Origin of the sequence: Labilibaculum sp. K2S (genome assembly GCF_030372765.1) — a bacterium.
Lineage (GTDB): Bacteria > Bacteroidota > Bacteroidia > Bacteroidales > Marinifilaceae > Labilibaculum.
In genome coordinates this window covers 54,588-76,282 of record NZ_JAUCMW010000012.1, presented here as the reverse complement: position 1 = coordinate 76,282, position 21,695 = coordinate 54,588, and the positions used below count along the sequence as shown (strand labels likewise).

At 36.1% G+C, this 21,695-nt stretch carries 18 protein-coding genes; 13 read left to right on the top strand and 5 right to left on the bottom strand.

The features are described 5' to 3' along the window. Nucleotides 1–63: 63 nt before the first annotated feature. From QUH73_RS13765 to modC, 6 genes are all read left to right on the top strand, one after another. Nucleotides 64–756: a hypothetical protein gene (locus tag QUH73_RS13765; RefSeq protein ID WP_289531021.1), complete on the top strand. Its 693-nt coding sequence runs from the start codon at nt 64–66 to the stop codon at nt 754–756. 456 nt (nt 757–1,212) lie between these two features. Continuing rightward, on the top strand, nt 1,213–1,845 hold the full coding sequence (locus QUH73_RS13760; protein ID WP_289531020.1) for a Crp/Fnr family transcriptional regulator: 633 nt from the start codon (nt 1,213–1,215) through the stop codon (nt 1,843–1,845). A gap of 159 nt (nt 1,846–2,004) precedes the next feature. Next, entirely contained in the window at nt 2,005–2,658 is a 654-nt protein-coding gene (locus tag QUH73_RS13755) for a ferric reductase-like transmembrane domain-containing protein (RefSeq protein ID WP_289531019.1), read from the top strand. A gap of 308 nt (nt 2,659–2,966) precedes the next feature. After that, nucleotides 2,967–3,746 carry a molybdate ABC transporter substrate-binding protein gene (gene modA / locus QUH73_RS13750; protein ID WP_289531018.1) on the top strand — a complete coding sequence of 260 codons (780 nt, stop codon included), beginning with the start codon at nt 2,967–2,969 and terminating at the stop codon, nt 3,744–3,746. Nucleotides 3,747–3,748: 2 nt separating this feature from the next. Beyond that, nucleotides 3,749–4,444, top strand: a complete 696-nt coding sequence (modB, locus tag QUH73_RS13745; RefSeq protein WP_289531017.1) for a molybdate ABC transporter permease subunit — start codon at nt 3,749–3,751, stop codon at nt 4,442–4,444. A 51-nt stretch (nt 4,445–4,495) separates the two neighbouring features. Next, nucleotides 4,496–5,590 (top strand): molybdenum ABC transporter ATP-binding protein, encoded by a 1,095-nt coding sequence (modC, locus tag QUH73_RS13740; protein ID WP_289531016.1) that lies wholly within the window; start codon nt 4,496–4,498, stop codon nt 5,588–5,590. Between the two features lie 48 nt (nt 5,591–5,638). On the opposite strand, the gene QUH73_RS13735 is transcribed toward modC, so the two are convergent. Beyond that, nucleotides 5,639–5,902: a DUF3820 family protein gene (locus QUH73_RS13735; RefSeq protein ID WP_289531015.1), complete on the bottom strand. Its 264-nt coding sequence runs from the start codon at nt 5,900–5,902 to the stop codon at nt 5,639–5,641. A 108-nt stretch (nt 5,903–6,010) separates the two neighbouring features. On the opposite strand from QUH73_RS13735, the gene QUH73_RS13730 reads away from it, so the two are divergent. Next, entirely contained in the window at nt 6,011–6,505 is a 495-nt protein-coding gene (locus QUH73_RS13730; RefSeq protein ID WP_289531014.1) for a GAF domain-containing protein, read from the top strand. 6 nt (nt 6,506–6,511) lie between these two features. Here the strand turns inward: QUH73_RS13730 and mnmA are convergent, their stop codons facing one another. Next, nucleotides 6,512–7,615, bottom strand: a complete 1,104-nt coding sequence (mnmA, locus tag QUH73_RS13725) for a tRNA 2-thiouridine(34) synthase MnmA (RefSeq protein WP_289531013.1) — start codon at nt 7,613–7,615, stop codon at nt 6,512–6,514. Between the two features lie 155 nt (nt 7,616–7,770). Here mnmA and QUH73_RS13720 point away from each other — a divergent pair, with 155 nt between their 5' ends. Next, nucleotides 7,771–9,816, top strand: coding sequence for a M13 family metallopeptidase (locus tag QUH73_RS13720; RefSeq protein ID WP_289531012.1), 2,046 nt, complete (start codon nt 7,771–7,773; stop codon nt 9,814–9,816). 302 nt (nt 9,817–10,118) lie between these two features. Here QUH73_RS13720 and QUH73_RS13715 read toward each other — a convergent pair whose 3' ends face one another. After that, nucleotides 10,119–10,283, bottom strand: a complete 165-nt coding sequence (locus QUH73_RS13715) for a hypothetical protein (protein ID WP_289531010.1) — start codon at nt 10,281–10,283, stop codon at nt 10,119–10,121. Between the two features lie 501 nt (nt 10,284–10,784). Between QUH73_RS13715 and QUH73_RS13710 the strand changes: the two genes are divergently transcribed. The 4 genes from QUH73_RS13710 to QUH73_RS13695 all read left to right on the top strand — a co-directional run bounded on the left by QUH73_RS13710 (nt 10,785) and on the right by QUH73_RS13695 (nt 16,457). After that, a complete protein-coding gene (locus QUH73_RS13710) occupies nt 10,785–12,383 on the top strand; it encodes a MutS-related protein (RefSeq protein ID WP_289531009.1) in 1,599 nt (532 codons plus the stop codon). A 121-nt stretch (nt 12,384–12,504) separates the two neighbouring features. Further along, nucleotides 12,505–13,524 (top strand): hypothetical protein, encoded by a 1,020-nt coding sequence (locus QUH73_RS13705; RefSeq protein ID WP_289531008.1) that lies wholly within the window; start codon nt 12,505–12,507, stop codon nt 13,522–13,524. Then, entirely contained in the window at nt 13,521–15,824 is a 2,304-nt protein-coding gene (locus QUH73_RS13700) for a hypothetical protein (RefSeq protein ID WP_289531007.1), read from the top strand. The genes QUH73_RS13705 and QUH73_RS13700 overlap by 4 nt, the downstream gene beginning before the upstream one ends. Before the next feature lie 207 nt (nt 15,825–16,031). Next, nucleotides 16,032–16,457 carry a DUF3859 domain-containing protein gene (locus tag QUH73_RS13695; RefSeq protein ID WP_289531006.1) on the top strand — a complete coding sequence of 142 codons (426 nt, stop codon included), beginning with the start codon at nt 16,032–16,034 and terminating at the stop codon, nt 16,455–16,457. A 112-nt stretch (nt 16,458–16,569) separates the two neighbouring features. On the opposite strand, the gene purU is transcribed toward QUH73_RS13695, so the two are convergent. Next, nucleotides 16,570–17,430, bottom strand: coding sequence for a formyltetrahydrofolate deformylase (gene purU, locus QUH73_RS13690; protein WP_289531005.1), 861 nt, complete (start codon nt 17,428–17,430; stop codon nt 16,570–16,572). 672 nt (nt 17,431–18,102) lie between these two features. Then, on the bottom strand, nt 18,103–19,323 hold the full coding sequence (locus tag QUH73_RS13685; protein ID WP_289531004.1) for a 6-phosphofructokinase: 1,221 nt from the start codon (nt 19,321–19,323) through the stop codon (nt 18,103–18,105). Nucleotides 19,324–19,682: 359 nt separating this feature from the next. Between QUH73_RS13685 and QUH73_RS13680 the strand changes: the two genes are divergently transcribed. Then, the gene (locus tag QUH73_RS13680) at nt 19,683–21,605 is read left to right on the top strand and encodes an alpha/beta hydrolase family protein (RefSeq protein WP_289531003.1); all 1,923 of its coding nucleotides are present in this window, start codon (nt 19,683–19,685) and stop codon (nt 21,603–21,605) included. The last annotated feature ends 90 nt before the right edge of the window (nt 21,606–21,695 follow it).

The window sequence follows — 21,695 nt, the reverse complement described above, 5'->3', positions numbered from 1 at the left end:
TTTTATAAGTCGAATATCGTTTTCTTTGTAATTGAGAAACGAATTAAAACAAAAAGAATCCCAATGAAGTTGTACAAAACATTATTTTCAATCGTTCTTTTCATCTTGTTTTCATCTGCAATATATGCACAGACAACAGAAACTTCTGCCGAAGTAAAAAAAGAAGTGAAGAAGCAGGAGGAGGCTACTACTCCAGAAGTTGTGAAACCTGTCGTAAGAAAGCCTGTAAAAGCTTATCTTGATGAAGGAACCATTAAAGAGCAGTTTGATTATATGATGACAAAATCCAATCGTTACGAGGATTATAAAGTCGTTAAAATCAGCTCTTTAGATAAATTTCAGTCGAATGTTACCGATTCGTTGAATTTAGTAAAAAAGAATTTGTCGGATACAAAATCTTTACTTGAAAATCAAAATACAGAAATTGCTTCTCTAAAAAAAGAATTGCAAACAGTAAAAAATCAATTGGAAGAAACGATTAATTCTAAAGATAGTATGAGTCTGTTGGGAATGCAACTGCCAAAATCGACTTATAATACCATTATGTGGGTTTTTATTTTGGGATCGCTTGCGATTGCCGGTTTGTGCTTCTTTCTATTTAAAAGAAGTAATGTTGTAACAGTAGAAACCAAAGAAACCTTAGAAGATGTACGTGAGGAATTCGATACTCATCGTAAGAATGCTCTTGTACGTGAGCAAAAATTAGCAAGGAAACTTCAGGATGAAGTGATAAAGAATAAGAATTTAGGTTTGTAATAATCTAATTTCATAGAAGTAATAGAGGATCGACTGAACAGTCGATCCTTTTTTTATAAGTCAAGATAACTAGTCCTAAGTGTTTCGAGTTGTTTTTTAATGAAAAAACCTTTTGAAAAGAGCAGCACACCAACAAAAGAAAAACACAAGAGACAGCGCAAATTTGCAATAGAATCCGCAGTAAAATTTATCCTGAGCTCCCAACTCAAAAGCTGATCATCCAAAGGTAAAGTATTACATAATCAATAAATGATATTGAGCTAAGGAGGATTGTTTTTTTTTATGATTTTTTCGTTTACTGTAAAGTTACAGTCGAAGTTACGGGTGTAATAATTGCTTATTGTGAATGTTTTATCATATATTTGTGAGATATATTACATCATTATGTTACTACAGTCTAATACCTCAGTTTTTTCGAATTGTGAAACTTGTACAGACAAATCCTGTGCTGTTCAAATGCTTTCTAGTGATGACTTGTCTTTGTTGAGTGATAACTACCATGAAGTTTCATTTGAGAGGGGAGAGATAATATTGTCGGAAGGTGCTTGGGCCGATCATGTTGTATACCTGCGAAGTGGTCTTGTGAAAGAATATGGAAAGGGGGATCGGCATCAGGAATATATTCTGCAGGTTATTAAGCCTCATTCTTATTTGGGCTTACATTCTATCTTTAGTGACAATATAACTCACTATTCTTACATGGCTTTAACCAATGTAACTGTTTGTTATATCAAGCTTCCTGTTTTTTCAACATTTATTAAAGAAAATGGAAGGTTTGGTTATGAAATATTGTCTTCGGTATGTAATGATAGTGTGAGGAATTATCATCGTTTTATCGATCAGCATCAAAAAAAGATTTTTGGCAAAGTTGCCGATGCTCTTTTGTATTTTTCATGTGTGATTTTTAATTCTCCGAATTTTATTTTGCCACTAAGCCGTAAAGAAATTGCTTGCATGATTGGAACCAGTCGTGAGAGTGTGTCGAAGCAGATTTGCGGTTTTGAATCTGACAAGATCATAAAAATAAATGGTCGTTGTATTTCAATACTGGATATGGATAAACTAAAGCAAATTAGCCGTGTCGGGTAATTCCTTCCTTTTTTTTAATACCTAAATGTTGGTATTTATCGTCTCTTGTTTTTTCCCCATCTTTACTTATTGAAAAGAGCCTAACATGCTGTTTTGGGCTTTTTTTGATTTTATATTACCTCTGGAAAGAGATTCTGCGTTATTAATTTTGAGTTTTATATGAATTGGCTGAAGAAAAACAGGGGATGGATTTTAGTTTGCATCATTGCGTTTGTTCCTTTGTTAAGCTTGTACGAATTGGCAAATTTTAATTTTGAGAATAACAATTATGATTTTCTCATTTTTGATGATTACGAATTATCTCCCGAACTAGCTGAGAAAATGGATGTTGATGCAATACCTGGTATTAAATATGCGATTCATACTACAGGAAAATGGGGCATTCGTTTTCTGATAGCCATTTTAATGTGTACACCTGTACGTATTCTTTTTGGATGGACAAGCAATTTGCGTACCCGTCAGGCAATTGGTATAACAACAGGTGTTTATGCCCTTTTGCATTTTTCTTTTTTTATCAAGTACGAGGGATTTTTAGCCATTTTTAGTGAAGTAAAACTTGTAACCGGATTCTTGGCTGGAATTATTGTATTTGCTTTAATGATTACATCCAATAAAAGGTCTATGAAGTTATTGAAAAAGGCATGGAAAAAACTTCACAAATTGGCTTATGTGGCAGCAGGTTTGGTCGTTTTGCATGTAATACTGCTGGAAGAAGACTGGCTTGTTTATGTTTGTTTATTGGGGCTGGGTTTTATAATTAGATACAAACCAATACGTTCGCGTTTGGAAGAATTACGAATGAAAAAAAACTAACAGGTTTTAGGCTGATTTTTGAATGTTTAGTCTGCAAAAAGCCTGCAGCAATTCCTCTGGTTTTCTTATTAAGAATTTTTCTTCTATCGTAAGTGATAATACCGTTTTGTTCTAACTCATTAAAAGTTAGATGTAAGTGCTTGTCGTGTTGTGGCAGCAAGGTTTGCAATATCTTGATGCGTTAGGTTTGACCGGATTTCACGTTCATCTCCAATTTTAATTCCATGCTCTATCTAATTATGGAAAGCTTTAATCTTAGGAAAAATTGCTATTTTCATGTCTTCAAACCCCAACTAATCTAATGTCTTATGAAATTATTGCTGAAATCGAAGAAACAGTATCTCTTTTTGCTCCTATTTGTTTTTTTACTATCCTGCTCATCTCACAATAAATCCACTAACTCGATTAGTGTTTTTGCGGCAGCAAGCGTTATTGATGTGATGAATGAAATTGCCCAGGAGTTTAAGAAGGAGACAGGAATAAGTGTTCGTCTGAATTTTGCGTCGTCGGGTATATTGGCCAGACAAATTGAAAGTGGTGCTGAGTTCGATTACTATGTTTCGGCCAGCAGGGAGTGGATGCATTATTTGGATTCTTTACAATTGGTTGATCGAAATTCGATTCGGAGCCTGGTTGAAAATAGAATGGTGGCTATTGTACCCATCGAGAATACAGATTTGTATCTGGATTCTGTTTCGATAGTTAATTTCCCCGATTTATTCAAAGGTCGAATTTCCATTGGCGATCCTGCTCATGTTCCAGCAGGTAAGTATGCCAGGCAAATCATGATAAACAATTCATGGGAAAATAAATTTGCCAAACGAATATTACCTGCTAAGGATGTTAGAGATGCCCTTTTTATGGTTGAGATGGGAGAGGTTGAAATGGGGATGGTATATTTATCAGATGCAAAGAAATCTAAAAAAGTGAGAACAGTTTATGAATTTGCTGTGACAGATTGTGATCCAATACTTTATTTCGGTGCAGGCAAAATAAATTCAGATAAAAAACTGGAGGCATTCGTTGCCTTTTTAAATGAGGATAAAGCCAAATCTATTTGGGAAAAAAATAGTTTTAAAATAGACTAATTATGGAGCATTGGTTCGTATTTTCGGAAACAGAAATGAGTGCAATCGGTCTTTCTTTTAAAGTGGCTTTGTGGTGTGCTGTTTTGGTTTTACCCATTGCTGTTTTGATGGGCTGGTGGCTGGCCCGTAAAACTTTTCGGGGAAAATCTTTAATTGAAGGATTTATAAATTTACCCTTGGTTTTACCACCTGTTGCTACAGGTTTTATTCTGTTGCTTTTATTAGGAACAAAAGGACTGATTGGTCACTGGTTGAACGAATTGCTCGGAATCAGAATTGCCTTTACTTATTATGCTGCGGTAATCGCTTCTATGATTGTTTCTTTTCCATTGGCTGTGCGTGCCATTCGACTTTCCATTGAAATGGTTGATCCTGGATTTGAAGAAGCCGCGAGAACTTTGGGAGCCAGTACTTTTCAAAGTTTTGTTAGAGTGACTTTACCTTTGGCATTGCCAGGTATTATCAGTGGTTTTGTACTCTCATTTGCAAGATCATTGGGTGAATTTGGCGCCACCATTATATTTGCAGGAAATATTTCCGGTGAAACTCAAACCATTCCATTGGCTTTGTTCAATCAGATTCAAATGCCTGGTATGGAAAGTTCGGCATTTAGATTGCTTCTGGTTGCAGTGCTTTTTTCCTTTTTGGCCATGGCTTTTTCTGAATATTTAGTGAAAAAATTACACAAGCGGAACTAAGTTTGAGAATCCTATTGTGAGAATTAGTTCTAATTTAATAATCAATTGTTTATGCACGCTTTGTCGGCACATTTAAAACGTAGTAAGGGTGATTTTTCTCTGGATATTGAAGTGGATTTTATTCAAGGAATTACGGGAATCTTTGGGCCGTCGGGGGCAGGAAAAACAACTTTAATGCACTTATTGGTTGGTTTAGAGAAGCCCGATGAAGGATTCTTGAAAATAGAAGAAACTACGATGGTAGATACTTTTAAAAATATTTATGAACCAGCCCGAAATCGTAAAGTTGGATATGTGTTTCAGGAAGGAAGATTGTTTCCGCACATGAATGTTCGAAAAAATTTACTTTTTGCAGCAAAGTACATCCCGAAAGGGAAACAAGTAATAGAATTTACCGAACTGGTCAATTTGCTGGAACTAAATAATTTGCTTGAAAAACGACCCGGACAATTATCAGGAGGAGAGAAGCAAAGGGTAGCCATAGGGCGTGCCTTGCTTAGTTCTCCCAAGCTTTTGCTGATGGATGAACCCTTTTCATCGTTGGATGTGAAGTTGCGCAGGCAGATTATTCCTTATCTGATAAAGATCAATCGAAAATTTAACATCCCCATGCTTGTTGTAAGTCATGATTTGCCTGATTTACTAAGTTTGACCCGGGAGTTGTTTTTGCTCAAAAACGGACGCGTTCTTGGGCATGGAAACTATCTTGATTTGATTGAGCAGGAGAATATGCTTGATGTAATGCGGGGTGCCGGTTTAATGAATGTAATTCAATTTAGGGTTGAAGCTCACGATAAGAAAAACGGATTAACTATTTTATCGAACAAAGACGCGAGTGAAGAAATAAGCATTGAGAGAGAAATGGTTTTGGATTGTTGCCAAATTGGCGATGAAATGAATGTGTCGCTTCGTCCCGAGGACATTGCCTTAACATTGGAGGAAATTCCCAATATTTCTATTCGAAATCAGTTGCCCGGAACGATTGTAAAAGTGATTCAAAAAGAGAATCGCAACTATTGTCTTGTTGATGTTGGCTTTAAATTATTGATTTCGATCACTCACGCTTCCCTTTTAAAAATGGAACTTTCCGAGGGGAAAAAAGTTTGGTGTTTGTTTAAATCGATGGCCTTGCAAACAAATACCTAAAAGGAATTAGAAATTAAGAATTGCAAAATTAAATTTTGTACTCATTGCTCATTGGTATTTTTTGCAAAGCGGACGCAACATTCCCTCTAATCCGTTTAGTTTTATTTCGTACATGGATGCAAGCATTTCGCCTAATTTCCCTGGAGGAAAACCTTTTTGTCTGTACCAAACCAAATAAGGCTCAGGAATATCAATTAGATATCTTCCTTTGTATTTTCCATAGGGCATTCTCATTCGAATTAATTTGATTAACTCTTCGTTCATTAAATCCCCATCTATATTGTCCATATCTTTTTGTAGATTGTTTTGCACAAAGATATTTTAGAATTTATTATAATAAGAAAATTATGCATCAAATTTACTATTGACATTCTGTTTAATTTTTCCATAACTTTACTAATGACTTTTAAACGGATAGAGATGAATGCAATAGAAAAACAATATATAGATCTGAATATTTTGTTGAAGTGGCAGGACAAAATTGATCTGCTGGAGGATTTGTTGAAGGTGTCAGCGATTCTGATTATGAAACTGCATCCTCACGAGTTGGAAGTATTAGTTAGTTCCCAAAACGAGAACAACCCATACTTGATAGGAGATAGAGGAGAATTAAGTATTGGTTCCTACTGCGATTCGGTTGTTGCCGGCAAAACCAAAGTTCACATTAAGGATGCTGCTGAAGATGATTTATGGAAAGATAAAATGACGTATAACAGCGGAATGTCCTGCTATCTTGGAATGCCAATTTTTTATCCGAATGAGGAATTATTCGGGACGCTCTGTGTGTTGAATAAGGAATGCAGAGAGTTTGATGATTTGGATCATAAATTGGTCGATCATTTCAAGGAAAGTATCGAATCAGATTTGGTTATTGATGAGCAGAATGATATCATTCGTAATTCTTCAATTTATTAACCTGAACTATTCGGCAAAACCACCACCTATCAATTTATCGCCAATATAGAACGCCACGGGTTGTCCGGGTGCAATAGCCCACGCCGGATCTTCCAGTTTCACCTCCAGTTCTGTATCGTTGTTAATTTGCAGACTGCTGTATTTTTGTGGATTTCGGCCCAAACCCCGCACAATGGTGCTGATGTTCGGTAATTTACTATCCTCAATATCATTAAAATAATAATTGGAAACTTTTAAATTCATTTTGTTCAGGTCATCTTTCTTTTCCAGGATAAGGGTGTTGGTGCCGGCATCAATCCGGCTTACCATCAAACCTGATTTTTCTTTCAGTTCCAGACCCCGTTTCTGACCGATTGTGTAGTAGGGATATCCATCGTGCCAGCCTAAATGATTGCCTTTTGTGTCGGTTACTTTTCCACGGCCTATTTTTTGATCCAAATCAGGAATCATCTCCTGTAAAAAATCACGGTAATCCATACGATCCATAAAACAGATCCCCATGCTTTCTTTCTTTTTTGCCACTTCTTCGAAACCAAAATCCCCGGCTATTTCCCGAACTTCTGTTTTGGTAAATTTTCCAAGCGGAGTAAGGGTTCTCGACAAAATATCCTGTCCTAAATTCCATAGAAAATACGATTGGTCTTTTGCCGGATCTTTGCCTTTGTAGATATAATAACCGTTGGACTCTTTACAAATCTGAATGTAATGCCCTGTAGCTATAAATTCGCAGTTTAATTCATTGGCTTTTTCCAAAAGCAATTTCCATTTTAACTGGGGATTGCACTGAATACAAGGACTTGGAGTTCGGCCTGCCATATATTCATCCAAAAAGAATTGAATAATGGTATCACGAAATTCTCTGCGTGCATCAATCACATGATGTTCGAGACCCAACTGCTGTGCCAGCTTTTGAGCATCAACAATAAAATCGGGCAGTGGATCACCAGGATTAAAGGAATTATCTGTACTAAAAAACCAAAGAGAAACACCAATAACATGGTAACCTTGTTTCTTTAGAATCATGGCTGTTACCGACGAATCGGTTCCTCCGCTCATTCCCAATACTACTCTGGCTTTTTTGTCCATCTCCTCGTTCATATAATTCTCCATTTTGTCATCCGATGCAAAAATATCTCTTTAAAAGCTGATAACAAAATAAGTCTTGTCGGGCGAATCATAATGATTATCGAAAAAATAGGAGGGTTTTGCGGCTTTTTCCTATTTTTGGGCTAAATAAAACAAGTATTAACAACAAATCGCATAAAATGAACATTAAAAGATTGTCAGGTGGAATTCTGAGCGCAGGTTTGGCTCTTTCCATTATGGTAGGATGTGCTGAAAAGGCGCCAAAAGGTGCAGGAGTACTAAAAAAAGAAGACATGAACCTTGCAGTAAATCCAGGTGATGACTTTTTTGAATATGCCAATGGAACCTGGATGAAAAATACTCCAATTCCAGCAGATAGAAGTCGATACGGAGCTTTCGATATTTTAGGGGAAAGTGCTAATGGTGCTGTACATGATTTGTTGGAAGAAGCAGCAAAAACAGAAAATGCCGAAGCAGGAAGTAATCTGAAAAAGATTCAGGATTTCTACGCAACGGGTATGGATGTTGAAAAAATTAATTCTGTTGGAATTAAACCATTGCTGTCCGAATTTGAAAGAATTGCGGCTGTTTCGAATCCTGTTGATTTGCGTCACACTTTGGTTCACCTGCATAAAATGGGCATAAGTACTTTGTTTGGTGCTGGTGTTGAGCAGGACATGAAAAACACAACTGTTAATCGTATGTATTTGTCTGAAGATGGTATTTCCTTACCGGATCGTGATTACTATACAGCAGATAACGAAACGAGCGCGAACATTCGTGTTGAGTTTGTGAAGCACATAGCTAAGATGTTCGAATTGATTGGTGAAAATGCAGAAGCTGCAAAAACAAATGCGGAAACAATTATGAAATTTGAGACCCGCATGGCGACTAAATTCAATACTAATCTGGAAAACAGAAATTATCCAGCCATGTACAACCCTAAAACAGTTGAAGAATTGGCTGCAGAATATCCAAATTTCGATTGGGCTGCCTATTTCAAAGAAATTGGTGCTGATATTAAAGAGTATGTAATTGTTACTCACCCAAAATACACTGCAGAGTTAAATAAGATGTTGGCAGATGAAAAACTGGAAGACATTAAATTGTACTTGAAATGGAGAGTTCTTGATGAATCGGCCGGTTATTTAAACACTGAGCTTGAGAAGCAAAACTTTGCCTTTTTTGGAACAGTTCTTTCGGGAACAAAAGAGCAGCTGCCACGATGGAGACGTATGTCATCGGCAACAGGTGCAGTATTGGGCGAAGCTATTGGTCAATTGTATGTTGAGAAATATTTCCCTGCAGAAGCAAAAGAAAGAATGATTGAATTGGTTAACAATCTGAAAACTGTTTTGCGTGGAAGAATTGAGAAGTTGGATTGGATGAGTGAAGACACCAAAAAAGAGGCATTGGCAAAATTGGATGCTTTTGGGGTGAAAATTGGTTATCCTGATAAATGGGAAGATTATTCGAAACTGGAAGTTGGTACCGATTCGTATGTGCAGAACATGTGGAGAGCTTCCGAATTTGAGTACGAGAAAAATATTAAAAAATTAGGAGAGCCTGTTGATACTAAGAAATGGGGCATGACTCCGCAAACTGTAAATGCATACTATCACCCAATGTTGAACGAAGTGGTATTTCCGGCTGCAATACTTCAACCTCCTTTCTTTTATAAAGATGGTGACGATGCTGTAAACTACGGAGCAATTGGTGTGGTAATTGGTCACGAAATGACTCACGGCTTTGATGATTCGGGTCGCCGTTTCGATAAGGAAGGAAACATGAGAGACTGGTGGACTGAAGAAGACACAGATAAATTCAATGCAAAAGCACAGAAACTAGTCGATCAGTTTGATGGGTTTAAGCCATTTGATGATGTTCATGTTGACGGTAAATTAACATTGGGTGAAAACATTGCCGATTATGGTGGATTAACAATTGCTTTGGAAGCCTACAAAATGTCGTTAAAGGGAAAAACACCTGCTGATGTGGATGGTTTTAACAACATGCAGCGTTTCTTCCTTTCTTATTCAAAAGTGTGGAGAGGAAATGTAAGAGATACTTACCTAAGAAAATTGATTAAAGAAGATGTTCACTCACCAGGAAAATACCGTGTGAATGGTGGCTTGTTCAATATTCCAGAATTCTACACTACTTTTAATATTGGTTCTGAATCTCCTTTGTACCGTACCGAAGAGCAAAGAGCTAAAATTTGGTAAGAATGGAAATTAGTACAAAGTAATAGTAATTGGACTGATTTACTTGATGTATAAAAACACAAACCGTCTCGGGAAACTGAGGCGGTTTTTTTGTTTGAATTCATTTCGACGAGGATGAACTCCCCATTTTTCTAGCAAAAATATACTTCTACGGCCGGTTCTCTATTATTTTGCAGTAAGTTAAGAGTTCGGATAGTTCTGATTGCAGCAATCTAACTGTTCATATTGCCTTCCACAAGGCTGTTTGTTCTAAATTTCTCATGAAAATTTGATTTCATAAGCGTAAAATGCAAGTTTGTCTCTCATTTTGCTTTCGCAGATGCGTTTTTTACAAATTCCACACCTGATATTTTAATTACAGATGCGTGAAAAAGGCAATTGTCCTTCGATTTTACGCCAACAAGGCCTTCGAACACAATTTTGACCTTTAATTTGGCATCAACAGCCTTGTTGAAGATCTTTTTCACATGTGAAATTTGCTTTGCAGCTCCGTTCGCCTAAAATTCACACTTAGTTTTCTGTTTACAGATGGGAAAGCCTAAATGTAAGATCTTAAATTAATGTTTTATTATGATTGAAATTGTTTATGATAATTATAAAGATTTGTTAGCTTTGGGATTGTTAAACTAATTATCAAAAAAAAACAACAAAGCTGACAGGTTTAATGAAGCAAAATGGGAAACCAAAACGGTCAGCATCAGCAAGACCTGACAGCGTTAAAAAAGAAGAAAGATTGATCTTATAACTAGCTTATGCAAGTAACAGAGTCTTTAGAATTAAGCCCACCAAAATCAGGAGAGATTCAGTTCTTGAATGGTTTTGCAACAGGGAGAATTTTGAATATTGTCACAAGCAATCTTTACAAGTTGATGAAATAGAGGAGTGGTTGGGAATTTAATACAAATAAACGCTGACAGGTTCAAGGATGCTGTCGGGTTTAAAACAGAAGGATATAATTTACACACAATATGATTTTCAACCAAAAGAAAAAACAAGCAGAACAATTAAAAGCCTCCTTTGGGAAGCTGAAAGATAAATCGTACAATTTTGAATTAATAGAGAAGTATTTTCGGAATAAAGACCATTCAGCATCTTTTCAGGAACTTTCTGATAAAACTTGTAACGATCTTGATTTTGATGAGTTGTTTATGTTCCTGGATCGGACAAATTCAAAAGTTGGACAACAATACCTGTATAACAGATTGAGAGTGATTCCTATTGATTCTAAAAATGTTGAATTGGACGAAGAGTTGATCAATCAATTTGCAACTGATTCTAATTTTCGACTTCAGATTCAAACCGAACTAACGAAACTAAATCATCGGGAGGCTTATTACATTTCAGCTTTATTTCAGGAAGGGTATTTAGAGCCGCCAAAATGGTTTTTTGTGATGAGATTGCTATCCTTTACCAGTATTTTATCTGTCCTTCTTTTGCCTTTTAATTTAAAAATATTTTTTGTTTTAGGAAGTGTTTTTATTATTAACATCTGCTTTCATTTGTGGAACAAAAGAAACTTATCGAGCTATTCTGACTCCATTCCTCAGCTCCTGATCCTTAAACGAGTTGCAAATAAACTGTTTCAAACTAAGAATTTAAAAAAGATTAATCCCCTATTGAATGAATCGATTCAAGCAATTAATCAGATTAGAAACAGAATGCTCATCTTTAAATTGGAATCGAAAATTGAAGGTGATTTCCAAGTGATATTTTGGTCTTTTTTGGAGCTTTTTAAAATACTATTCTTACTGGAGCCATTGCTTTTGTTTGGTGTATTAAAACGTTTAGACATCCGAAGAGAGGAAATTGAGAAAGTCTACTCGTTTGTTGGGCGAATAGATGCTTTGGTTTCCATCGCTTCGCTAAGAAATGGCTTAGAAGTAAATTGTATTCCTGAAATATGCGAAGAGAATATCCGAATTGTTGGAGATCAAATTTATCATCCTTTAATTATTGACTGCGTTGCAAATAATATCGTTGTGAACGGCAAATCGATATTGCTTACTGGCTCCAACATGTCGGGCAAAACATCATTTATTCGTACCATAGGTCTCAATGTAATTGCGGGTCTTACGATTAATACCTGCTTTGCTGAAGCGATGGTGATTCCACGAGTTCGTATCTACTCTGCAATCCGCATTAGCGACGATTTAATGAATGATAAGAGTTATTACTTCGAAGAGGTTCTCACTATTAAAGATATGATTGGCAAGTCGTGCAATGGAAAAGCCAATTTGTATTTACTTGATGAAATATTTAAGGGAACCAATACTGTTGAACGGATTTCTGCTGGGAAAGCTGTATTGACTTCATTGGCAAAAAACGAGAACATCGTTTTTGTATCTACTCACGATATCGAATTAACCGATTTGTTGGAGAAGGAGTATGATTTGTATCACTTTAGTGAAATTATAAGCGACAAATCGGTGGCTTTTGACTACAAATTGAAGGACGGAAAGCTAAAAAACAGAAATGCAATCAGGATACTTGAAATAAATGATTTTCCGGAGCTGGTAATTAAGGAGGCGATGGCATTAGCAGAAAAATTAGATCGAAATAGGCTTTGAAGTTAAATAGTTTCGCTATTATTTGAGCAATAAAGTGATAAAGTTCGGCATTATGATGATTCATAATTAAGTAAAATTACTATTTTTGTTCAATTTCTATAAAAATATAAATCTGTAAATTTTGAAAGTGAAAACTCATTTGTTGTCAGGCTTGTTATTGCTTCTTATAACAACCTCCTGTTCTCAAAAAGATACCGCAAAGAAGGAAATCTCTTTTTATCATTGGAAATCGAAAGCTGAATTTAATAGTCAATATCAGGAATCTTTAAAGAGTGCAAATGCAAATAAAATCTATCTGCATTATTTTGATATAATATCGGAGCACGAACCCAATTGGTATGATGATGGTATTGTTCCAACTTATGTATTGAAAAGTGTTGCAAAGGAGTACAAGGAGTTTGAAATTGTTCCGGTTGTATACATTACCAATAGAGTTTTTCAGGTATCAAATCTGGAAATACAGAAATTATCCAATAGGATAAGAGATTTGGTGAATCAGATCAGTTTGAAACATTTTAACAAGAAGATTGCCCAAATTCAAATTGATTGTGATTGGACAGAAAGCACCAAATACGCTTATTTTGAATTGTTGGAAAACTTAGGTGAAGAATTTGATTTAGATGTGACCATTCGTTTGCATCAAATTAAATTTAAAGAAAGAACAGGAATTCCTCCTGTGAAGAAAGGTACATTAATGTTGTATAACGTTGGGGACTTAAAAGATATGAATCAGAATTCCATTCTGCAAAATAGCATTGTGAAGCAGTACATCGATTCTGAAACCAAATATCCTTTGCCTTTGAATATTGCTTTGCCTCTTTTCTCGCAAACAGTGATTAAGAATAAGGATAATGAAATTAAAATTATTAAAAATGCAGAGAGAACAAAATTTAAAAACGATCCGCATTTTAAACAAGTTGATGTGAAAAATTTTCAGGTGGTAAAGGATACGCTCTGCAAGGGGTTTTATTTGAGTGAAGGTTATGAAATCAAATTGGAAGAATTGTCTGTTGCTGAAATTGTGAATTCGTACCAAACAATAAAAGAAAGCAAACTAATTACGAACGGGATTATATTTTATCATATGGATGAAAAATCTCTTTCGAATATCAATCTTAGCGAATTAGTCGAGAAATTATGAAGAGTATTTTAACTGGTTTATTAGTATTTATATCATCTGCAGTATTTGCATGTGGTGGAGGTGATTGGGAAGGAATGTGGTTTTATAACTTGTTTGTACAAACAAATATTTCAGCCAAAGAGTTCTATCCTTTTTTAAGGGATGATTACAATGCCTTTTATGGAGAAAATTCTTATTCAGAATCCAAAGAACCTGAATATCCTGAAGGGAATGTAAAATTGTGGAAAGAGATTCTTACAGGTTGGAGTACCGAAGAAATTGAAATGGCAATTTACAAGCCTGAAGATTTTAATTGGACCAATAAGGATTCTGAAACAGAAAAGAGAGCGAAACTCTATGTAGATTTTGCCCAAGAGTGCAGTGAAGCATTTAGTTATAGAACCAGAAGGAACTCATGGGATTACGATGAGATTTTAGAGGAGAAGGATGTGGATAGGGAAGCTTTACTTGAAAAGGCAAATTCATTGTTGAGTAGTGAGACTGACCCGCAATTACAAGCGCGTTACTACTATCAAATTATTCGCATTATGCATTATTCGAAAGCATGGGGTGAAGCCATAGGCTTTTATGAAGCAAAAGTTGAAAATACAATACAAAAAAATGAGATTTACTATTATATTTTAGATCAAGTTGCCGGTTGTTATTATTCTACCGAAAATTATGAGAAGGCAGCCTACCTGTTCACAAAAATAGTGAGTAATAGTATCGATAGAAAAAAATCTGCATTTGTAAGTTTCAATTTTTGTACCTCTTTTGAGGCTGAAGGACGGTCTTTTGTAAATGGAATTGAAGATGAAAAAGATTTACTCCTGATAACAAGTTTGCGTAATTTCTCCAATGAGACTGATAATATTAATAAGTTTATTGGGTTGGATGCTAATGATAGAAGAGTTGAGCTTTTATTTATGCGTGCATTAAATAATGTTGAACGTGATGTGTGGCCTAAAAGTATTGGTGTAGGAGAGAGCAGACTGCCTAATTTAGAAGAGGGGCAGGATTACAACGAATTATTAAATATTGCCGAACTGCAGCTTTCTAATCAGAAGGTGAAAAATACTGATTTCTGGAGAATGGCCAGTTCGTATTTGTCTTTTATCAGGAAAGACGTAAATGAAGCAAAAAGAAAACTGGAAGCAGTAAAATCATTTGCAGATCAGAAAAAGATTCTGTCAATAGTTTATGAAGTTTTTTCATGGGAGAATATTTCCATTGAAAATGAGAACTTTATTTCTCAAGTGCTGTCAAAATATCCTAATAAAGGCACTTGGCCTGTTGATTTTAATTCAGATCTAAAGAGTTTTATTAAAGCTAAAATTGCCGGTATTTACTATGCAAACAATCAAATAGCAAAAGCATTTCTCGTTCATAACCAATTGGAATCGGGTGGAGGTATTAGTTCTTTAGAGCTGTTAGATGCTTTGGAGGCTTTTTATAATAAACCTAATAAAAGTGTTTACGAAAAAGAACTTTTGGAGAATAAGAGGAGTAACGACAAGTTTATTGATTATCTGAATTATCAGAAAGGGATTTATTATTTGTATCATAAAAATGCAGAAGCAGCATTGGAGTATTTTGGTAAGAGTACCAATTTGAGTGGCACGATATCGTTATCAAATAAAATATTTAGTAATAATATCATAGAATGTTTTTCCTGCGATGAAGAGGAAGTGATGGATGATGAAGTTTATAAAGCAGATTTGTTCTCTTTTATTAAACCAAACTTTTCTATTTCTGATTTGGCTGTTTATTTGATTGAATTGGAAAAGCTAACCGCTAACGAAAAACAGTGGAAAGCCAAATTGGCGAACTATTTATTAGCAAATTATTACTATAATATCTCAAATACAGGATATTACAGAGGGGCTTTAATTGGTGATTCCAATTGTTGTGATTATAATTACATTCACTATACGAGTGATCATTATCAATCCAGTGAAAACGGCGCTGATATTATTGCAAACAGAAAAGGGTTCAACCTTTCGGATATCACTTCCTACAACAAAACTTATTTTGGGCTAAGTGAAATTTCTATTGAGTTTTATCAGCGTGTAATTGAATTATCAACTGATAAGGAATTAAATGCCCGATGTCTTTATTTAATGGCAAAATGTGAATTGAATACCTATTACAATGAGGGAGGTGATGATACTTTTAAAGTTAATTTTAGTAAGTATAATGAATTGGAATTACCGAACTATAAAAGTTTTAAAACCCTGAAGGATAATTATTCAGATACAAAATTTCATGAAATGATTATCAATCATTGCAGCTATTTTAGATTGTATAGTTCAACCCACTAGTAGGGACGTGTATTCGCGCTAACTATAAACAAGCAACCTTAAATTTTAAAGTTGCTTGTTTTGTATCCTATTGTTTTAAAATAAACGAATATTGGCTCCGAACACTTTTTCTTGAAGCCCACTCTGATTAGGAGTTGTGACAAAAAAAACTGTAGTTTTGCTGTTCTCATTCAAAGTGAGGCTATCAATCAGTTTAAAACAACGATAATGAATATAAAAATAGTTGATTACGGAATTTGTAAAGCGATAGGAGAGACGAAGAAAGACATTGTTCCGGGTAGTACAACAGGATACTTTTTGCATTCTGACGATATGGAGTTTGTGGAAAAAACCGATGTTATTCATCCTACGGTAGGTTTGAGTTTTGGAATAAGTTATCAATTCGAAATTAATTCAGAGGAAGCGGAACTTGTTGATTTTGTGTGCAGGATTAGACATCCTAAATTGGTGAATCCAATTAGTAAGGAACAATTTATGGAAACCGTGGAAGAAAAAGATAGCTATACTGATGAGTTAGGTTATGACTTCTACACGTTTGAATTAGACTGGGAAATGCAATTTGGGGAATGGATTTTTGAGATTATCTATGGTGACAAGATAATGTGCAGCCAGACATTTATTTTGAGAGAATAAAGCAAATGGATGCACTTGGGACTCTTACTTTAAGTGGGGCTTCCAATACAAATAAACGAATGCTCATCCGAACTATATTCAGATGAGCATTTTGCATTTGTACTAATTGCCTTTAAAAAACAATCGTACGGGTACCATCTACAATAATGCGGTGTTCCGATTTGTAAGCAAGAGCACGGGCGAGTACAATACGTTCCAAATCGCGACCTTTACGGATCAAATCTTTAATGGTATCCTTGTGTGTAATACGCATAATATCCTGCTCAATAATTGGTCCTTCGTCCAGATCTTCGGTTACAAAGTGACTGGTTGCTCCAATCATTTTAACACCGCGTTCATAAGCTTGTTTGTATGGGTTTCCTCCAACAAATCCAGGTAAAAAGGAGTGGTGTATGTTGATAATTCTATTTTTGAACTCACGAATAAAGTTTGGTGATAAAACCTGCATGTAGCGGGCTAACACTACCAAATCGATATTGTGTTCTCTTAGTAAGGCAATTTCTTTGGCTTCCTGCTCCGGTTTGGTTTCTTTTGTTATCGGAAAAACATGGTATGGAATTCCGGCAGCATCGGCAATGGGTTTCAAATCCGGGTGATTGGAAATGATCAAAGGAATCTCGATATCGTACTCGCTCATGTTGTAGCGCCACAGAATTTCCTGAAGACAATGGTCGTATTTCGAAACGAAAATGGCCACGCGTTGCTTTTGATTCGAAAACTCAATTCTCCAATGTGCATCAAATTCTTTGGCAAGTGGTTCAAAAGTTTCGTGAAGCTTTGAAGCAGGTATCGACGAGTTGGCCATGTTCCAGGCAATTCGCAAAGAGAAAAACTGCTGGTTTTGGTTTACATGCTCATCCAAATCGATGATGTTCCCACCTGTTTCGTATATAAATTGAGTGATTTTGGCTACAATTCCGTTTTTATCAGGACAAGTGAAGAGTAAAAATGCATTTACATTATTTTCTGACATAATCGTTTCATTGGTACCGGAATTACGAGTTCCGTACATTAATATTCAAGTTACTAATTTGCCTCAATATGGAACGAAATTGTCCGTTAGGTAAGTGGTGTGTGATGCAAAAGTAGGAAAATTGGAGAATTATTAATTAAGAATTACTAATTGTTTACAACAAAATAAGTCATTTTAGCTCTGTATTCTTTGATTACATGAAAAAGTTGCAAATCTCTTTGAGGAGAGAGATAGAGTGAGGTGATTTTTTCGATTTCCTTAGCTTCCCTTTGTAGTTAAAGCTTTTATAATTTAGAGGATACAATAACCCCGGAGTAATACCAAATTAACATCAAAACATGCCTTATAAAATGTTTCTTTTCAGCTATATCTTCGTTAAAAAAGATGCATCGTAACATGGCTATGCTTTACTTTTTTGCCTCGATACAGCTAAAAATTAATTCATTTTAATTAAAGTCCATTTTGAAATTAAATTGGTATAATAAGTCAGCTATTGCTAAATTACCCCGGGCAAATATTGTTCGAGCTCTTTGACTCAATTGTGTTCTTTTATCTTTAAACTTTTTGCTTTAGTGCTGAGATCCCTCGCATCATTGGGAAGACTGGGGCTTGTGCCTTGTTCCTTTACACTTGGAACTTCTTTCTTGTACCTTTCTCCTTTAACCTTAAGGTTTACTCCCAATTCAAAATTTTAGTGAAAATATAGTTTTCTGCATCAGGAAGATATGCTTTTGCTGCTTCAACATCTTCAGCAGTAAGGTAATGCAGGCTGTAGTTCAAAACAGATTGCACGCGCTGACTGTTCACATCAACCAATCGTGGTTTCACCTTTCCGTTTTCGTCTTCTACATCTTTTAGAAACAGAGGAGACGCATCGCCTACAGGATCAACAGTCACCATACATTTCGAATGACCTTGCTTGAACAAAGTGTAAACCCCATTGCCCAATAAGGTGCAAAGACTAAGATCAAAACCGATTGGTCTGCAGCAACGGATCTCAAATCCCAGTTCAACCGGACGGGTTCCGATGTTCAGATTGTAGGTTTTCATTTTACGCTGAATTACCATGTTGAAAACATGCGCTTTGCTTACGTTGAACAATTCCGGATGTCCGTGAGCATCGTAGGTGAAATTAACGCCTGTGCTTTTGATTTCTTCATCGCTCATAAAATGGAAAACTCCTTCACTGATAATAGCCGCTCCGTAGTTTAAGCCCATTATTCTTCTCTTTATGATAGAGGAGATGACCAATTGAGCAATTTTTTCGGCAGAAATGCTGGTTTTATTGAACATTTCGGGAATAATAATCATTGGAAAATGACAGGCAGTACCAATTCCGAAAGCCAAATGACCTGCTTCTCGTCCCATAGCGGCCAGCACGAACCAGTTCTGAGATGTTTTGGCATCTTCGTACACAGTGGTTGCAATCTTAACTCCTTCGTCTTTAGCTGAGTGAAATCCGAATGTTGGAGATCCTTCAGGCAAAGGAAGATCGTTGTCGATTGTTTTTGGTACGTGAATATTAGAGATGTTTACCTTATTCTCTTCCAGATATTTTGAAATTCGGTTTGCCGTAGAAGCTGTATCATCGCCTCCAACGGTAACCAATAGTTTTACATTGTTTTCAACGAAAAAATCGGTTGAGAAATCGGAATTTTTAGGTTTGAAACGACTCATTTTTAGATGAGAACCGCCTCTTGTAAAGATTCCATCAAGAGTCTCGAAGTCGAGATCAACCATTTTACGATCCTTAGAGAAAAGACCTTTGTAGCCTTCGTGTAAACCAATTACCCGGTAACCGTTTTTCAAAAATACTTTTCCTACACTACTAATCACGGTGTTTATGCCCGGAGCCGGACCACCACCACACAGAATTACAACAGATTCTTTCATTGGATAAATGGGTATTTTATTTTAAAGATCCGGCAAAGATAGAGGAATTTGGAAAACTATACTTACTTTTTTGTATTGAGTAAGGTCCTAGTGTGATTTGAATTGTTGCGTTAAGGATTGCAGCGGAAACCCCGAAACCTTCCCGTCGCGGAGTGAAAGGGAGGTGAGGAGTTGAAGCGGAAAGCCTGACCCAAGGGATGGCGGGTGTGTAAGCTGGGGAACGCCCAAATACTCGTTTTTAAAGATAGTAACAGGCTGTGAAATAATATTTTGTAACCCGGTCTCTTTATCTTATTTTTACATAGACACCACTTCCTTAAGTACTTCAATAGATTTTCTAACCTTATTAAATCACAATTATGAAACGTAATTATTTGATTTTATTTGCCCTTTTATTCGTGTTGGCCGCTTGTCAGCCGAAAAAAAAAGTTGTTGAGATTCCTTCCTACAGTATTGAACAGTTTTATAAAAACACCAATGTGAGTGGCGGATCGTTCTCGAGCGATGGCAGTAAATTGTTGGTGAGTAGTAATGAAACAGGTATTTACAACCTGTTTGAGATTCCCGTTGATGGTTCTCCTGCCAAACAATTAACCAATTCGGAAAAGGAATCTTTTTTCGGATTGGCTTATTTCCCAAACAGCGATAAGGTGCTTTTGTCGTATGATCAGGGAGGAAATGAGAACAATCATATTTACATGAGAGATGTGGATGGTACGATTACCGATCTAACCCCTTTTGAAGGTGCAAGAGCTGGATTTTGGGGCTGGGACCGCGATGAGAAATCCTTCTATTATCAAAGCAATAAGCGAAACCCAAAGTTTATGGATTTGTATCAGATTAGTCTGGAATCCATTGAAAAAGGTGATTTTACTGCGAAGTTATTGTATGAAAATAACGACGGATTGGATGTTGCTGCTAAAAGTAAGGACAATAGATATTTAGCCTTAACACAAAGCATTACTACAAACAACAACGAAATGTATTTGTACGATAGAAAATCGGGCAAAAAAATGCACATTTCGGAGCACACCGGCGATGCAACTTACAATCCTCAGTTTTTTAGTTTGGATCACAAGTATTTGTATTATTTGAGTAATGAGGATTCCGATTTTGTTTATCTGAATAAATACGATATTGAATCGGGAGAAAAGGAAATGGTTTTTAAGGCCGATTGGGATGTTTGGTATGCCTACGATTCATACAACGAAAAGTACCGGATTATTGGTATTAACGAAGATGGAAAGACAAACGTTAAGATGATTGATTTGGCAACGAATGAGGAGGTTAAGTTGCCTGAGATAAAAGGTGGCGATATAAAATCGGTTGGTTTGACAAAGGATGAAAGTCGTGTCCGTTTGGTTGTTGGTACTTCGGTTTCTCCAAATAACATTTATGTTTTTGAAATGGGAGATGCTGAAGCGAAGAAATTGACTGAAACTTTAAATCCGGAAATTGATCCTGCAAATTTAGTGGAAGCTAAGGTGGTTCGTTACGAATCGTTTGATGGGGTGCAGATTCCTGCCATTTACTACCAACCTAAAATTGCAGCGATAGATCGCAAAGTGCCTGCTGTTGTTTGGGTGCATGGTGGCCCTGGAGGACAATCGAGAGTAGGTTATTTCTCTTTAATTCAGTTTATGGTGAATCATGGTTATGCTGTTTTGGCGGTGAATAATCGTGGCAGCAGTGGTTATGGTAAGAAGTTTTACGCGATGGATGACAAAAAGCATGGTGACGAGGATTTGAAGGATTGTATCTGGGGAAAGAAATTTTTGACCTCGACAGGTGTTGTTGATGAAACAAAAATTGGAATTATTGGTGGTTCGTATGGTGGTTACATGACTATGGCTGCTTTGACTTTTGCTCCTGAAGAATTTGAGGTTGGAGTTAATATTTTTGGAGTGACCAATTGGTTGCGCACTTTAAAATCAATTCCTCCGTACTGGGAATCATTCCGTAATGCTTTGTATGCCGAAATTGGCGACCCTACAACCATTGATTCGGTTGCTTTATACAATAAATCTCCCTTGTTTTTTGCTGATAAAGTAACCAAACCATTAATGGTGCTGCAGGGAGCAAATGATGTTCGTGTTTTGCAGGCAGAATCGGATGAGATTGTTGAAGCTGTTAAAAAGAATGGCGTGCCGGTAGAATACATCGTGTTTGATGATGAAGGACATGGTTTCCGTAAAAAGGAAAATGAAATTAAAGGGTATGGTCAGGTTGTTGTTTTCTTGGATAAATATTTAAAGAAAGAAGAAGTTAAGGTGGCTGAATAAGCGGAACAGCGAATAAAAATAAATGAGGGTGTTCAAAAAAAATTGGGCACCCTTTTTATGTATTCCAATTCAGAAATGGACTCTTAATTT

Coding starts and splice junctions, on each gene's coding strand:
- QUH73_RS13765 (WP_289531021.1), top strand. CDS start 64: ATGAAGTTGTACAAAACATTATTTTCAATCGTTCTTTTCATCTTGTTT.
- QUH73_RS13760 (WP_289531020.1), top strand. CDS start 1,213: ATGCTTTCTAGTGATGACTTGTCTTTGTTGAGTGATAACTACCATGAA.
- QUH73_RS13755 (WP_289531019.1), top strand. CDS start 2,005: ATGAATTGGCTGAAGAAAAACAGGGGATGGATTTTAGTTTGCATCATT.
- modA (WP_289531018.1), top strand. CDS start 2,967: ATGAAATTATTGCTGAAATCGAAGAAACAGTATCTCTTTTTGCTCCTA.
- modB (WP_289531017.1), top strand. CDS start 3,749: ATGGAGCATTGGTTCGTATTTTCGGAAACAGAAATGAGTGCAATCGGT.
- modC (WP_289531016.1), top strand. CDS start 4,496: ATGCACGCTTTGTCGGCACATTTAAAACGTAGTAAGGGTGATTTTTCT.
- QUH73_RS13730 (WP_289531014.1), top strand. CDS start 6,011: ATGAATGCAATAGAAAAACAATATATAGATCTGAATATTTTGTTGAAG.
- mnmA (WP_289531013.1), bottom strand. CDS start 7,615: ATGGAGAATTATATGAACGAGGAGATGGACAAAAAAGCCAGAGTAGTA.
- QUH73_RS13720 (WP_289531012.1), top strand. CDS start 7,771: ATGAACATTAAAAGATTGTCAGGTGGAATTCTGAGCGCAGGTTTGGCT.
- QUH73_RS13710 (WP_289531009.1), top strand. CDS start 10,785: ATGATTTTCAACCAAAAGAAAAAACAAGCAGAACAATTAAAAGCCTCC.
- QUH73_RS13700 (WP_289531007.1), top strand. CDS start 13,521: ATGAAGAGTATTTTAACTGGTTTATTAGTATTTATATCATCTGCAGTA.
- QUH73_RS13695 (WP_289531006.1), top strand. CDS start 16,032: ATGAATATAAAAATAGTTGATTACGGAATTTGTAAAGCGATAGGAGAG.
- purU (WP_289531005.1), bottom strand. CDS start 17,430: ATGTCAGAAAATAATGTAAATGCATTTTTACTCTTCACTTGTCCTGAT.
- QUH73_RS13685 (WP_289531004.1), bottom strand. CDS start 19,323: ATGAAAGAATCTGTTGTAATTCTGTGTGGTGGTGGTCCGGCTCCGGGC.
- QUH73_RS13680 (WP_289531003.1), top strand. CDS start 19,683: ATGAAACGTAATTATTTGATTTTATTTGCCCTTTTATTCGTGTTGGCC.